The organism is Novosphingobium sp. P6W (assembly GCF_000876675.2).
In the GTDB taxonomy this organism is placed as follows: Bacteria; Pseudomonadota; Alphaproteobacteria; order Sphingomonadales; family Sphingomonadaceae; genus Novosphingobium.
In genome coordinates, this window is the sequence record NZ_CP030352.1 from 1,709,655 (window position 1) to 1,723,823 (window position 14,169).

Below are 14,169 nucleotides of genomic sequence, written 5' to 3' on the forward strand. Positions count from 1 at the left end.
GATGAGTGGTTTTCCCATCCTCAGCCTGATGCTGGCCGTGCCGCTTATCGGCGCACTGGCCTGCCTCTTCCTAGAAGCAAAGGCGGCGCGCAGCGTCGCCCTGATCGCCACGCTGGTGGACTTCGCCCTCGGCGTCGTCCTCTGGATGAACTTCGATGTCGGCGGTGCCCAGTGGCAGTTTACCGAACGCCTAGAGATCTTCTCAGGCTTCTCCTGGGCCCTGGGCATCGACGGCATCGCATTGCTGCTGATCATGCTCTCAGTGTTCCTCATGCCGATCTGCATCGGCGCGAGCTGGAACTCGATCGAGAAGCGCGTCGGCGAATACATGGCCGCGTTCCTGCTCGTCGAAACCCTGATGATCGGCGTTTTCGCGGCTCAGGACATCTTCCTGTTCTACATGTTCTTCGAAGCCGGCCTGATCCCGATGTACCTTATCATCGGCATCTGGGGCGGTACGGACAGGATCTACGCCAGCTACAAGTTCTTCCTCTACACGCTGCTCGGCTCGGTGCTGATGCTGGTCGCGATGTTGTGGATGGTCCACACAGCTGGGACTACCGACGTTCCGACGCTGATGGCCTATGATTTCGATCCGCATGTCCAGACCTGGTTGTGGCTGGCTTTCTTCGCCAGCTTCGCGGTGAAGATGCCGATGTGGCCGGTCCATACCTGGCTTCCGGCGGCGCACGTTCAGGCGCCGACGGGCGGCTCGGTCATTCTTGCCGGCGTTCTGCTGAAGATGGGCGGCTACGGCTTCATCCGCTTCTCGCTGCCGATGTTCCCCGAAGCCTCGGCGTACTTCGCGCCGCTGGTCTGGGGCCTGTCGATGGCTGCCGTCGTCATCACCTCGTTGATCGCGATCGTGCAGAGCGACATGAAGAAGCTGATCGCCTACTCCTCGGTCGCGCACATGGCGATCGTTACGATCGGCCTGTTCGCCTTCAACACGCAGGGCCTCGAAGGTTCGATGCTGGTCATGCTCAGCCACGGCCTCGTTGCCGGCGCGCTGTTCCTCTGCGTCGGCGTCATCTACGACCGTCTGCACACCCGCGAGATCAGCCGTTACGGCGGCCTTGCCATCAACATGCCGCGTTATGCGCTGTTCTTCCTGCTGTTCACGATGGCTTCCATCGGTCTGCCGGGCACCAGCGGTTTCGTCGGCGAATTCCTGAGCCTTGGCGGCATCTACCAGGTATCGACGTGGGCGGCGCTGATCTGCACCACCGGCATCATTCTGGGCGCTGCCTACATGCTCTATCTCTATCGCCGGGTTGCCTTCGGGGACCAGAACAACGCCGATGCCGCCGCAATGCCGGACCTCGACCTGCGTGAACTGCTGATGGTGGTTCCTCTGGGCCTCGCGGTCCTGTGGATGGGTGTATACCCTGAGAGCTTCCTCGCTCCGATGCGTGCCGACATTGCCGCGCTCGATGCCCGCCTCGCCCGTGCGAAGCCGGCAGGGGACAGCGCGCCGACAATTGGAAAAGCTAAGCCTGCGCACGAAGAATCCGCTGCGCACGGGGGGTCACACTGATGGACTGGTCGCAGTCGCTGCGCCTGATCGCGCCTGAAGAAACGCTAAGCATCGCAGGCCTTGTCCTGCTCCTGATCGCCGCTTGGGGCGGCGACAAGGCAAGTCGCCTGATCTCGATCCTCGCCGTCGCTGCGCTGGTCGGAGCCATGGCGCTCGTCGCGCCCGCTCTTTGCGGTCAGGCGATGGGACCGGACACCTCGGCCTTCTTCGGCCAGTTCCGGGCTGATGCTTTCGCCAGCTACGCCAAGATCCTGATCTACCTCTCAGCCGCCGCCACCCTGGTTATCGCGCCGGCTTTCTTCGAACGCCTCGGCGCCATGCGCGCCGAATTCCCGGTGCTGGTGGTCTTCGCGGCGCTGGGCATGGGCATCATGGTTTCGGCCACTGATCTGCTCACGCTATACATCGGCCTCGAGATGAACTCGCTGGCAGCTTATGTCCTCGCCGCGTTCCTGCGCACCGATGGACGTTCTGCCGAAGCGGGCCTGAAGTACTTCGTGCTGGGTGCGCTGGCCTCGGGCATTCTGCTGTTCGGCATGAGCCTCACTTATGGCTTCACCGGCACCACCTCGTTCAGCGGCATCAACGCTGCTGTTGCGGGCGGACTGTCGCATGGCGCCCTGTTCGGCGTGATCTTCATGCTGGCGGGTCTGTCCTTCAAGATCAGCGCAGTGCCGTTCCATATGTGGACGCCCGACGTATATGAAGGCGCACCGGCTCCGGTGACGATGTTCTTCGCCTCGGCCCCCAAGGTCGCGGCGCTGGGCCTGACCATGCGTGTCCTGCTCGATGCTTTCGGCGACCAGGCGCAAACATGGCAGCAGATCGTCGTGTTCCTGGCGCTGGCTTCGATCGTCGTGGGTGCACTGGGCGCCATCGGCCAGAAGAACATCAAGCGCCTGATGGCCTACTCGTCAATCAACAACGTCGGCTTCATGCTGGTCGGGCTTGCAGCCGCGAACCAGCAGGGCGCCGCCGCCATGCTGTTCTACCTGACGATCTACGTGGCCATGACGCTGGGCGGTTTCGTCGCCATCCTGATGCTCAGGGACGAGGACGGCAACACGGTTGAGGACATCGCGAGCCTTGCCGGTCTGTCGCGCACTCGTCCGGGTCTCGCGCTCGGCCTTGCGATCATCATGTTCAGTCTTGCCGGTATCCCGCCGCTGTTCGGCTTCTGGGGCAAGTTCCTTGTCTTCCAAGCTGCCGTGGATGCCGGTATGATGCCGTTGGCCGCGATCGGTTTCGCAGCCTCGGTGATCGGCGCCTTCTACTACCTCAAGGTCGTCAAGGTCATGTACTTCGACGAACCGGTCGATGTGGTGAAGGGTGAGAGCGACGTGTGGCATAAGGCGATCCTCGCGATTTCCTGCCTGTTCATCTCGCCGCTGGGTTACCTGATGACCAAATGGCTGGGCGCGCTGGCCGCCACCGCAGCAACGGCATTGTTCTTCGCGTCTTGATCCATACGGTCGCGGAAACCGGGTCGACCAACGCTGACCTTGCCGCCCGGATCAAGGGCGGCGACTATCTGCCCGAAGGCGACTGGCTGATCGCCGATCGCCAGACGGCGGGCAAAGGCCGCCTGGGCCGCGCGTGGAATGACGGCTCCGGCAATTTCATGGGATCGACCGCGGTGCGTCTTGCACCCGGCGATCCCTCGCCGGCCAGTCTTGCACTGCTGACGGGCCTTGCCGTTCACGAAGCGCTGTCGGGGTTCATAGCTCAGGGCAGGGGGCTTCTGCTGAAATGGCCCAACGACCTGATGCTGAACAGTGGCAAAGTCGCCGGTATCCTTCTGGAAATGACCGGCGGCGTGGTCATCGTGGGCATCGGGGTCAACCTCGCGAGCGCTCCCGAAATCCCCGGCCGCAAGGTTTCCGCTTTGGCCGATGACGGCCCGGTGCCAAGCCGCGATGATTTCGCCCGGGCGCTGGCCTCGGCTTTCGACACAGAACTACAGCGATGGCGTTCGGTCGGCCTTGCCCCGCTCCTGCGTCGCTGGCAGAGTGCCGCGCATCCCAAGGGAACGCCGCTGACGGTGCTGCCGCCCGGAGAGGACGCGGTGCACGGTACTTTCGCAGGGCTTGCCGATGACGGGAACCTTCGTCTCGCCCTGGCCGATGGTTCAGTCCGTACCATCCACGCCGGCGACGTCCTGCTCGCGCATACCTGAGTGTTGAGGAACGATACGTCCCATGCTGCTCGCAATTGACGCCGGCAATACCAATGTCGTCTTCGCCCTGCTCGATGGCCGTGCCATCCGGGGCCGCTGGCGCATCGCCACCGATCCGCGTCGCACCGGCGACGAATATGCCGTATGGCTGATGCAACTCCTTGCCATTCGCGGGGTCGAGGCCAAGGCGATCAACCAGATCATCATCTCCACCGTAGTGCCGCGCGCGCTGCACAACCTGGAGATACTGGCGCGTCACTATTTCGATATCGAGCCGCTTATCGCCGGCATCGGCACGGCAGACTACGGCATCGATATAGACGTGGATGAGCCGCGCTCGCTGGGCGCCGACCGCGCGGTGAACGCCGTCGCTGCCCACGCCAAGCACGCGGGCGACCTTATCGTCGTCGACTTCGGTACCGCCACCACGTTCGACGTGATCGATTTCAACGGCGCCTACAAAGGCGGCATCATCGCCCCCGGCGTGAACCTCTCGCTTGACGCGCTGGTGGGTAACACCGCCAAGCTGCCGCGCATCGCGATCCAGGTGCCCAAGACCGACAGCGTCGTCGGCCGCAATACTGAAGACCAGATGCTCATTGGGGTATTTTGGGGCTATGTCGCGATGATGGAGGGCCTGATCGCCCGCATCCGCGCTGAAATCGGCCGTCCGGCCAAAGTGATTGCCACCGGCGGGCTCGCCGTACTGTTCCACGAAGCAACCAATATCTTCGACGCCGTCGACGCGGATCTTACGATCGACGGCCTCGCCATTCTTGCGCAAAGGGCCGCATCTAAGTGATTCCAGGTAATGAACTGCTGTTCTGTGCGCTCGGCGGCTCGGGCGAGATCGGCATGAACGTCAATCTCTACGGCTGCCAGGGCAAATGGCTCATGGTCGATCTCGGCATGACCTTCTCGGGTAACGAGTACCCCGGCGTGGACCTCGTCTTCGCGGATCTCGAATTCATCGAGAACGAGCGGGAAAACCTGCTCGGCATCGTCCTGACCCATGCGCATGAGGACCACATCGGTGCGGTCCCCTATTTCGCGCGGGAACTGGGCGTGCCGCTTTATGCCACGCCGTTCACCGCCAAGCTGGTAGCGGCAAAGCTGGAAGAAGCAGGCATCCTCGACGAAATCGAGTTGAACGTCGTCGACGATCTCGAACAGTTCCAGCTTGGTGCCTTCGGAATCCGTTATGTGCCGTTGGCGCACTCGATCGCCGAAGGCAACGCGTTGGTCATCGAGACGCCTTATGGCCGCATCTTCCACACTGGCGACTGGAAGCTCGACGATGAGCCGCAGGTCGGCACTCCGGCGACGCAGGCGGAACTGACCGCCATCGGCGACGAGGGCGTGCTGGCACTGGTCTGCGATTCCACCAACGTCTTCAACCCGGAAGCGTCCGGTTCCGAAGGCGAGGTCTATCGCGGACTGATGGCCGAAGTGAAGCGCCACAAGGGCCGCCGTGTGGTCGTGACCACGTTCGCCTCCAACGTCGCGCGCCTGCAGACGCTGGGCGATGTCGCCAAAAAGACCGGGCGCCAGCTGTGCGTCGCCGGCCGTTCGCTCGACCGCATCATCTCGGTCGGTCAGTCCTGCGGTTATCTCAAGACGCTGCCGGAGATGATCGACGTCGAGACGGCGATGGGCCTGCCGCCCGGCGAAGTGCTGATCGTTGCCACCGGCGGACAGGGTGAACCTCGCGCTGCACTGGCGCGCATCGCCGACGGTAATCACCCGATTAAGCTGGCCAAGGGCGATGTGGTGCTGTTCTCCAGCCGTCAGATCCCGGGCAACGAGATCCAGATCGGCCGCATCCAGAACCGTCTCGCGGATGCAGGCATCGTCGTCGTCACCGACCGGCAAAGCCCGATCCACGTTTCCGGCCATCCGGGGCGCCCCGAACTGGAGGCGCTTTACAGCTGGCTGCGTCCGCAGATCCTGATGCCCGTTCACGGTGAAATCCGCCACATGAAGGAACAGGCCCGCCTCGGGATCGCCAGCGGCATTCCCCATGCGGTGTTCCAGAAGAACGGCGATCTGGTTCGACTGGCGCCCAAGCAGCCCGGCAAATTCGGCGAAGTACATGCAGGCCGCCTGCTGCTGGACGGTGACATCATTTCTGCCGCCAACGGTGAGGCGATCACGATGCGCCGGCGGATATCGCTCAACGGCGTCGTCTCGGTGGCCGCGAACCGCAAGGGCCATGTCGAAATCTCGGCGCTCGGCCTCCCGCTTGACGAGGACTACGAAGAGTTCGTCGCCGAGGCCAAGCGCGATGTTGCCGATGCCTTGGGCCGCTCCAGGAAGGCCGATCGGCCGATCCGTGTCGAAGCGGCGCGCCTTGCCGCCCGCCGCGCCGCAACGCGCTGGTGTGGCAAGAAGCCGCAGGTCCAGGTCCTGCTACTCGAGGATTGATGCGATATGGCCATGAACTGGACCTCGATGATCGCGATCTACACCCTGTTCTGGGTGCTCAGCGCGTTCCTGGTCATGCCCTTCGGCCTGCGCACGCCGGACGAAGTGGATGGCCATGAAGTCCAGATCGGCCATGCGACCAGCGCCCCGGTGAACTTCCGTCCCAAGCGGATCGCGATGCGCGCCACGGTGCTCGCGGCGGTGCTGTTCGGCGCCTATTACGTGAACTATGCCGAGCAGTGGATCACAACCGACGACCTCAACTTCTTCGGCAAGCCGCCGGTGGATGATCTGGGGTATTAACTGCCAGACATGGGCGGCCAGGCACGGGCCGCCGCAGCCAAAAGCGAAGGGTCGATGCAAGCGACTCTTCGCCATTGTGCCCGAGGCCTATTTCAGCTGCCCATCGGCGCGAGTTCCAGCATGGCCATGTTCCCGCTTCTGGTGAACCATGCGTTGCTACGAGCAGCCTCAGCACGCATCTGAGCGCTCTTCCTTTGCAGATCTTCGATAGAATCCGCAAAGAGCACCCGAACGATATACTTCTGGTTGTTCGAAAGCCCCGTTGGCAGCGGGTGGAGTGTGGAAATGCGCTTTACCGCCCGCATGGTGGCGTAATCCAGATCGCGGTGGCCGGATGATTTCTGAATTTCAATTCCTGCCGGCGCACCTGTTTCGCTGCAGTTGAACTTTACGGCCACCACTCCGGTATGGACGGGCATCCCGGCGAGGCTCGATGGATATCGCAGGCCTTGGTCCAGATCCTTGAATACTTTTGACGACCATGCGTCCAGTGAGGGCGAGACGACGACAATCGCATGGTCGTCAGCCCGAGTAGGGGCAGCAGAGGCTGGGCCAGACGACAACATACTCAATGCCGAGACGGCGAGAACAATTTGACGTTGCATTTCAGTAACCTCCCAAAGTAGCGCCATCGGCAAACTTCGAGGAATGGCGCAATTACCATGACTGTTATGGTCGATAGTAAAGTCGACTCTCCTTGATGGAGTCGTTTGCGGCCGGATTGCTGATTGGACCTGTGTTCAATAAGAGTCCATCTATTGAAAACAACTACGAGTTGTTAATTAGAGCGTTTTCCACAGCGCCTGAATCGCGAAAGATTCCCTCCGCGTGAAAATTCTGATTCAGAATCCTTGCTGGGTATGGAGGCCGGCATGGATGGCCAGAGCATTGTCGCAGGATTTGCGTGATCGTGTTGTTGCCGCAGTCGAAGGAGGCCTGAGCTGCCGGGCAGCGGCGGCGCGTTTCGGGGTTGGCGTAGCGACGGCGATCCGCTGGCGGCAAATCGCGTTGGCGCATGGACGAGCCGTTGCCGGCAAGCCTGGTGGCGATCAGCGATCATCGAAGACCGACGCACATGCCGATCTCATCATGACCATGCTCGAGGAGAACGGGGACATTACCCTCGAAGAGATCCGCTCGGGTCTTGCCGCGCGCGGTGTCCACGTTGGGATCGGTACGCTGTGGCGCTTCTTCGACCGGCACAGGATCACGCGCAAAAAAAGTCGGGTCATGCGATCGAGCAAGATCGTCCGGACGTCCTGAAGCAACGACGGGCGTGGTTCGACTACCAACTGGATCTGGAGCCCGAGCGCCTGATCTTCATCGACGAGACGTGGACCGCGACCAACATGGCCCGCAGCCATGGCCGCTGCCCCAGGGGAGAGCGCCTGCGGATGGGCTTCCCGCATGGTCATCGCAAGACGACCACGTTTGTCGCGGGGCTGCGCATGACCGGGATGATCGCCCCGATGGTGCTGGACGGGCCGATCAACGGCGACTGGTTCGAAGCCTACGTCGCCCAGGTACTCGTGCCAGAGCTCAAGCCAGGCGACGTGGTCATCATGGACAATCTCTCGAGCCACAAGCGCGTGGCCGTCCGCGACAGAATTGAGGCCGCCGGGGCAGCGTTGCGCTTCCTCCCGCCCTACAGCCCCGACTTCAACCCGATCGAAAAGGCCTTCTCACGCCTCAAGGCCATGCTGCGCAAAGCATCCGAACGCACCGTCTCAGGCCTGTGGGATCTCATCGGCAAACTCGTCGATATCTTCCAGCCCGACGAGTGCGCCAATTACTTTAGCTCCTGCGGCTACGATCCAGCGTGATCGGAAAACGCTCTAAACAACGCGATGAAACTACGTCGATGTTTTTTGATAGGTCGTGTCCCGCGGGGTGGTGTAGGAACCGTCGATCCACGGCAGGATCAGGTTCAGGTCAGGCTGCCAGTGCTGGCAAGCTGACGATAGGGTTATGGCTCACCGAGCCGAGGGTTTCCAGTGTCATGTAGCGGCGCGATACCGCCCACTCATCGTTTTGCTCCAGCATGAGTGCTCCGACGAGACGAACGACGGCAGCGTCATTCGGGAATATGCCGATCACGTCTGCCCTTCGCTTGATCTCCTTGTTGACCCTTTCCAGTGGATTTGTGGAGGCGATCTGCGCCCAATGATCCTTGGGGAAGGCCATGTAGGCGAGCACGTCTTCGCGTGATGCGTCCATCATGTCGGCCAGCTTTGGAAACTTCTCGCGCAGGGCATCAGCAACTTGGTCCCACTGCTGGTGCGCTGCCTCGGCCGTTTCCTGCGCGAAGATGGTCTTGATCATGGCAATGACAGCGGGTCGTTGTTTCGGCGCGGCATGGGCAAACGCGTTGCGCATCCAGTGCACCCGGCAGCGCTGCTGGGTTGCGGCAAATACCTTGCTGGCCGCGGCGCGCAGCCCTTTGTGATCGTCGGAGATGACCAGCTTCACACCTCGCAGGCCGCGATCCGCCAGCGAGCGCAGGAAGGCTTTCCAGAAGGGTTCGGCTTCCGACGGGCCGGTGGCTACGCCCAGAACCTCGCGCCGGCCATCGGTGTTGACGCCCACCGCGATTATCGCCGCCGTCGAGACAATCCGTCCGCCCTCGCGCACTTTGAGGTAGGTGGCGTCGATCCATAGATAGGGCCACTCGCCTTCAATCGGTCGCGTGAGGAAAGCGTTCACCCGCTCGTCGATCTCGGCAACCAAACGGCTGACCTGGCTCTTTGAAACACCGCTGGCGCCCATCGCCTTAACCAGATCGTCGACCGAACGGGTCGAAACACCGTGGACGTAGGCTTCCTGGATCACTGCCGCCAAGGCCTTCTCGGCAGTGCGGCGTGGCTCCAGGAAGCTTGGGAAGTAACTGCCTTTGCGCAGCTTCGGGATCGCCAGATCAATCCGGCCAGCTCGCGTATCCCAACCTCGCTCGCGGTAGCCGTTGCGGTGGTTCAGCCGCTCAGGGCTGCGTGATCCGCAAGGCACGCCCGTCTTCGCCTCGATCTCGAGATCCATCATACGCTCTGCGGCGAAAGCCAGCATCTCACGCACCAAATCGCTATCAGCCCCTTGCTCAATCAGCTCGACAAGGGCCATTCTGTCCTCGGTCATCGTCTTCTTCTCCAGGTTCGAGTTCGCATCCGAACCCTACCAGAAGATCGACGGTGGCCACCCTCTCAGGGAAACCTTCCTACACCACCCCGCGGGACACGACCTTTTTGATATCTTGCTGCGGTCTGTTCGCCCCTCGCAAAGCGTAGGACTGATTTTCAGCTATTCGTGCGGTGCTTGGGGCAGCAGCGCTCGGTAAGCCACGGCAAAACGCTCGATTGGTATCCGGGATGACAGGGGCATGAGGGCGAGGGCATCCGCCCTCGCACCTTCCCTTCAACACTTCAGTTGCGTAGACGCTCGATGCCCTGAGCCAGCGCAACATAGAGCTTGCCCATATCCGAGGACAGTAATGTCACACCCAGCGCATTGCCATCGCGGGTGGAGAGGACCTGCCTGAGGATCGCTTCGAAGTCGTGGATGTAACGGCTGACATTAGCGCGGAATGCGTCGTCCCGTTCGAAGACCTGCTGGATCGCCTTGGCCTCGCCCGCATCCAGCAGGCTGACTGCGCGGCGGGTGAAGATGCCGCGATCGCCGCGCAGGTATGCTGCCCAAGCGGTGTCGGCGATGTCGCTGGAAAGTACCGAGGCGATGTCGATCGCGTTTGAATTGAGCGATTCGGTGATGACCGCAACGCGGCGCGAGAAGTCGTTGTCGACCTGTTCCTCGGCGCGGCGGCGCGCTTCGGTGATACGGCCTTCGAGGTTGCCGACCAACTCGTCAACTTTGGCGACCTGCTCACGCAATTGCCCGGTCGCTTCGCGCGTGACGCCCGCAGAATGGGCGACGGCCTGTTCCAACTGACCGGAAATTTCGGCGACTTTAGTGCGCATGGCCTTATCGATGGCCGACGCACTTTCAGCAGCCAGGGTCTGCGCGACGTGGGCGATGCGGTTGGTGCTGTCGCCTTCGATTGCGGCGACCGATTCGATCAGGCTGGTATCGAGTGCAGCGATGGCCTCACTGAGCACACCGCCGGCCTTGTCGGCTGCGGTCTGGGTGGCTTGGTCGATTTCGGTAACTGTGGTGCGCAGCTCGGTAAGCAGCACGGCGTGGTCAGCGCCATGTGAGGCGATATCTGCCTGAGCCTGCGCGAGGCCGGTCATCAACTTGTCCAGGTTGCGGCCCGACGCGTCAATCCCGGTTGCGACGCTTTCCCCCCCCTGAGCTGAAAGATGCAGCTGCGCGAGGAGGGCGCCAACGCCTTCCTGCAGCCGTGCGATACGGTCTTCCGATACGGCGAGGGCTTCGGGCAGGGCGCTATGCGTCTGCCTGGCGCTCGACTGGATCAGTTCGAGCAGGCGCACGCTGTCACCCGTCAGCTTCTCCACATCGCCGTCGGTGGCGGTAAGGGTGGCACGCGCAGCGGTCAGACGCTGGGTAAGCGTGCCAAGGCTGGCCGTCAGGCGGCTTTCGGCTTCGCCGGTATGGTGGGCGATGGCCTCAAGCCGGGCTTCGAACTCCGAAAGCTCGCCGGTAACGGCAGAGGCGCGTTCGGCCAGCGTAGCGGCTTGGATGCGGTGGCGTTCGAGGCGCTCGGCGATGGTGCCGTCGAGTTCGCCCAGCATGTGGTCGATGCGGGCGATGGCATGGCGTTCCTGCTCGATCTGCCGGGATTGGCGATCTTCGGCCTCCATCGACAGGCGCTCAGCCCGCAGGCCTATCGATTCGTCGACCTGCCGTGCCTCGGCTGCAATTGCGGCGATACGGCTGGCCAAGGCATCAATGGCGGTCTGCTGCGCCGTGGAAATGGCCTGAGTGGTGGCCGCCTGTTCCTCCGACAGGCCGGTCAGCGCCGTGCGAAGCGCTTCGCCGGCACGGTCTTCGGCTTCCCGCAGTGCGCGGCTGACGACATCGCTTTCGTCGCGCAGCGCGACGAGGCGCGCGCGCAGCGAGGTCAGGCTCTCCGCTTCGTGGCGGTCCAACTGATTGCCGGTTTCGCCGATTTCATCGGCCAGCGCTTTGGCACGGGTGCGGATGGCGGCGAGCGCCTCCACCTCGTGGCCGTCGAGCCGGGTGCGGAAATCCTCGCTGCGCTGGGCAAGTTCCGCGAAGCGGGCGGAGGCCACGACGTCGATCTGCTCGCACTGGCGGGTAAACCCGTCCAGCGTCTCACCCACCTGCTCACGGAGCATGGCAACCTGCCGGGTGCTGGCAGAGCCGAATTCGTTAAGGCGATTGAAGCCTGAGACCATGTCCTCAAGCTGGGCATGAGCGGTACGGCCGGCATTGGCGATGTTGTTGGTGACGTCCTTGGCGGAGCTGGCGATGACCGGCAACTGGCCACGCAGCTTCTCCATGTTCTCCAGCGCGGCGTTGCTGACGGTGCTGATCGAATCGACGCGGAGGCCGTTTTCGCGCACCAGTTCCTGCAATCGCTCTGCGTTGTGAGAGAGCCGCTCGGCGGCGATGCGACCTAGCGATTCAAGATCTCGCGACTGCGATGCGATGAATTCGCGCGCAAGGCTGAGTTCGCGATTGACCGTGGTCAGGCGTCGTTCGAGCAGCGCGGATTCGTTCGACAGGGTCCGGGCGATGTCGCCGAAGCGGCGGCCTTCTCGGGTGCTGTGGCGCATGACCAGCAGCCAGACGAGGCCGACCAGCAGGACCGGCGCGCACCATTGGGTGACGAGCGCTGGAACCTGGGCGAGCGGCAAACCGGCGCTGAATGCAGGCAGCAGCGCGGCGAAAAACAGCACGGTCCAGGCAACAACCACCGCGCCTGCCAGAGCGGGCATGAGGGGCAGGCGCGATGCGGGAGGGGGCGGAACATCGCCCTCGTCTTCGGCCGCGACCCAGGCGTCATCCCAGTTTTCCTGCGGCAGCGCGCCGGATGCGGTGTCGACGGGCCTGTCGGTATCGGCTTCCGAATTCTCGCCTCCGGAATTCTTGCCGCTGCCTGCACCTAGTGCGAAGATCCTGTTTTCCCCTACCATCGGCGCAGGATATCACGTGGCGAGCGGCAATAAACCCCACCTTAAGACCTTGCCCACTATTCTGGGGAAATGGCTTATGAAGCAGGTGCCCTTGAAGCGACTCTCGCCGCTGCGGCAGGCGGCGATCCCGTGCTTATGGCGGAGCTTCGCGGCGCTTTCGTCGAAAGCGTGATGCGGCAGGTTGACCTGCTTGAACGTTCGCGTTGCGACGGCAACTGGGTAGTTGCGGCAATGCGCCTGAAGGGGCTCGCGGCTAGCTTCCATTCCTCCCGCCTTCTGGCGCTGGCCGACAACGCGCTCGACGCTGCGCCCGGAGAGCCGACCGCTATCCGCCGGCTCAGGGCTTATGTCGGAGAGTTTTCCATCGGCTGATTGTCCGGTTCCGCTTGGCACCTGCCTTCCGCTTGCCTACATCGGGATGTGGGTGCTGGAGTTCTTACTTGCGAATAGCATTGCTGGCCATGACGGAGCCTGCCGGAGCAGGGCAGCCGTTCCCGCGCGCGTTCCTGCGTGTGGCGGGGGCGAGCGTTGCGCAGCACCAGCTAGGCATGGCGCTGGCGCTCGAATGCCAGCGCGTGATCTGCATGGCGCGCGGGACTTCGCCCGAACTGATCGCGCTTCAGCATGATGCCGAACATGCCGGCCTGCAGTTCACTATCGCAACCGGACCGGGCCAGCTTGCCGGGCTGGTGACGGCGAGCGACGAACTCATCGTGATTTCCGAAGGACTTTTCGCCGATTCCGCGCAGGCAGTCGCCTTGCTGGACGGCCGTGCGCCGGTCGTGCTGGTGCAGCCGGTCGAGGGCGCGCTTGTCGCCGGTTTCGAGAGGATCGACATCAACCGCGCCAGCGCGGGGCTGATGCGGTTGCCGGGCCAGATGCTCGAGCGGCTGCACGAATTGCCGGCCGATTGTGACGTGATCTCGGCTCTGACTCGTATCGCGCTGCAAACCGGGGTCGCCATGCGCGAGGTTTCGGCCACGGCGCGCGCGGGTTCGGGCTGGCGCATGATTCGCAGCGAGGCCGAGGCGTACGCGCTGGAGGACGAATGGTTGCGTTCCCGCTTTGGCGAGGGAAGCTGCAGTTCTCCGGGCCGCGCGGTGGCGCGTTTCGGCGTGCTCAGTTTCGGCACGTCGCTGCTCCATGCGGGTAACGCCAGCAATGCGGTGTCGGCGGCGGTTCTCGTCTGTGTCGCCATCGCGGCGGGACTGGGGTGGTTCGGCCTGATCTGGGGCGGATTCGCCTTTGCCGCGATCGCCTGGCTGCTGGTTGAGGCGAGCCGGCTGCTGCGTGCTGCCGAGAGGCACGCCTTGGGGCAGCCTTCCCCGGCGATCCCGCGTGCGGACGCGATGGTGTGGCTGGTTGATACCGCTTTTGCCGCGCTGATACTGCTCGCCACGCCTCGTTTTCCGGGAGAACCCGTGCTCGCCTGGCTGTGCTTGCCGGCGATCCTGATGATGCTGCTCGTCCTGGCGCCGCGTATTACCGGTGGCCCGTTCACCGGGTGGATCGCAGACCGGGCCTTGCTCGGACTGATCCTGGCCGTGGCGTCGGGTTTCGGACAAGTGCTGCTGGTCGTGCGGCTGCTTTCCGTAGGCCTGGTGCTTGCGGCGTTGCTTCTGCCGCCTCGGCGGCACGGCTAACTTCGATTTAACCAAATG

12 protein-coding genes are annotated in these 14,169 nt (G+C 63.0%); 9 read left to right on the forward strand and 3 right to left on the reverse strand.

The features are described from left to right. Position 1: 1 nt before the first annotated feature. Genes TQ38_RS08270 through TQ38_RS08295 form a run of 6 tightly spaced genes read left to right on the forward strand, consistent with a single transcriptional unit; the run spans position 2 to position 6,440 of the window. Entirely contained in the window at positions 2 to 1,537 is a 1,536-nt protein-coding gene (locus tag TQ38_RS08270) for an NADH-quinone oxidoreductase subunit M (protein ID WP_043975422.1), read from the forward strand. Beyond that, positions 1,537 to 3,000, forward strand: a complete 1,464-nt coding sequence (nuoN, locus tag TQ38_RS08275) for an NADH-quinone oxidoreductase subunit NuoN (RefSeq protein ID WP_043975200.1) — start codon at positions 1,537 to 1,539, stop codon at positions 2,998 to 3,000. The genes TQ38_RS08270 and nuoN overlap by 1 nt, the downstream gene beginning before the upstream one ends. Further along, positions 2,997 to 3,713, forward strand: a complete 717-nt coding sequence (locus TQ38_RS08280; protein ID WP_043975421.1) for a biotin--[acetyl-CoA-carboxylase] ligase — start codon at positions 2,997 to 2,999, stop codon at positions 3,711 to 3,713. Before nuoN ends, TQ38_RS08280 begins: the two co-directional genes overlap by 4 nt. A 22-nt stretch (positions 3,714 to 3,735) precedes the next feature. Next, positions 3,736 to 4,515 carry a type III pantothenate kinase gene (locus TQ38_RS08285; RefSeq protein ID WP_043975199.1) on the forward strand — a complete coding sequence of 260 codons (780 nt, stop codon included), beginning with the start codon at positions 3,736 to 3,738 and terminating at the stop codon, positions 4,513 to 4,515. Next, complete coding sequence (locus tag TQ38_RS08290; RefSeq protein WP_043975198.1) at positions 4,512 to 6,137, forward strand: ribonuclease J; 1,626 nt, start codon at positions 4,512 to 4,514, stop codon at positions 6,135 to 6,137. The genes TQ38_RS08285 and TQ38_RS08290 overlap by 4 nt, the downstream gene beginning before the upstream one ends. Positions 6,138 to 6,149: 12 nt before the next feature. Continuing rightward, entirely contained in the window at positions 6,150 to 6,440 is a 291-nt protein-coding gene (locus TQ38_RS08295) for a DUF1467 family protein (protein WP_043975420.1), read from the forward strand. 92 nt (positions 6,441 to 6,532) lie between these two features. On the opposite strand, the gene TQ38_RS08300 is transcribed toward TQ38_RS08295, so the two are convergent. Beyond that, positions 6,533 to 7,045 carry an energy transducer TonB gene (locus TQ38_RS08300; protein ID WP_162792222.1) on the reverse strand — a complete coding sequence of 171 codons (513 nt, stop codon included), beginning with the start codon at positions 7,043 to 7,045 and terminating at the stop codon, positions 6,533 to 6,535. A gap of 271 nt (positions 7,046 to 7,316) precedes the next feature. On the opposite strand from TQ38_RS08300, the gene TQ38_RS08305 reads away from it, so the two are divergent. Further along, a protein-coding gene (locus TQ38_RS08305) for an IS630 family transposase (protein ID WP_113941898.1) occupies positions 7,317 to 8,263 on the forward strand; the annotation gives its coding sequence in 2 pieces (ribosomal slippage) (positions 7,317 to 7,656 and positions 7,656 to 8,263; 948 coding nt in all). A gap of 109 nt (positions 8,264 to 8,372) precedes the next feature. On the opposite strand, the gene TQ38_RS08310 is transcribed toward TQ38_RS08305, so the two are convergent. Beyond that, positions 8,373 to 9,569, reverse strand: coding sequence for an IS256 family transposase (locus TQ38_RS08310; RefSeq protein ID WP_043970547.1), 1,197 nt, complete (start codon positions 9,567 to 9,569; stop codon positions 8,373 to 8,375). 284 nt (positions 9,570 to 9,853) lie between these two features. Further along, on the reverse strand, positions 9,854 to 12,508 hold the full coding sequence (locus tag TQ38_RS08315; protein ID WP_043977658.1) for a hypothetical protein: 2,655 nt from the start codon (positions 12,506 to 12,508) through the stop codon (positions 9,854 to 9,856). 69 nt (positions 12,509 to 12,577) lie between these two features. Here TQ38_RS08315 and TQ38_RS08320 point away from each other — a divergent pair, with 69 nt between their 5' ends. Further along, positions 12,578 to 12,880: a hypothetical protein gene (locus TQ38_RS08320; protein ID WP_043977660.1), complete on the forward strand. Its 303-nt coding sequence runs from the start codon at positions 12,578 to 12,580 to the stop codon at positions 12,878 to 12,880. 89 nt (positions 12,881 to 12,969) lie between these two features. Beyond that, positions 12,970 to 14,151: a hypothetical protein gene (locus TQ38_RS08325; RefSeq protein ID WP_043977840.1), complete on the forward strand. Its 1,182-nt coding sequence runs from the start codon at positions 12,970 to 12,972 to the stop codon at positions 14,149 to 14,151. Positions 14,152 to 14,169: the final 18 nt, after the last annotated feature.

Coding starts and splice junctions, on each gene's coding strand:
- TQ38_RS08315 (WP_043977658.1), bottom strand. CDS start 12,508: ATGGTAGGGGAAAACAGGATCTTCGCACTAGGTGCAGGCAGCGGCAAG.
- nuoN (WP_043975200.1), top strand. CDS start 1,537: ATGGACTGGTCGCAGTCGCTGCGCCTGATCGCGCCTGAAGAAACGCTA.
- TQ38_RS08300 (WP_162792222.1), bottom strand. CDS start 7,045: ATGCAACGTCAAATTGTTCTCGCCGTCTCGGCATTGAGTATGTTGTCG.
- TQ38_RS08295 (WP_043975420.1), top strand. CDS start 6,150: ATGAACTGGACCTCGATGATCGCGATCTACACCCTGTTCTGGGTGCTC.
- TQ38_RS08325 (WP_043977840.1), top strand. CDS start 12,970: ATGACGGAGCCTGCCGGAGCAGGGCAGCCGTTCCCGCGCGCGTTCCTG.
- TQ38_RS08310 (WP_043970547.1), bottom strand. CDS start 9,569: ATGACCGAGGACAGAATGGCCCTTGTCGAGCTGATTGAGCAAGGGGCT.
- TQ38_RS08270 (WP_043975422.1), top strand. CDS start 2: ATGAGTGGTTTTCCCATCCTCAGCCTGATGCTGGCCGTGCCGCTTATC.
- TQ38_RS08320 (WP_043977660.1), top strand. CDS start 12,578: ATGGCTTATGAAGCAGGTGCCCTTGAAGCGACTCTCGCCGCTGCGGCA.
- TQ38_RS08285 (WP_043975199.1), top strand. CDS start 3,736: ATGCTGCTCGCAATTGACGCCGGCAATACCAATGTCGTCTTCGCCCTG.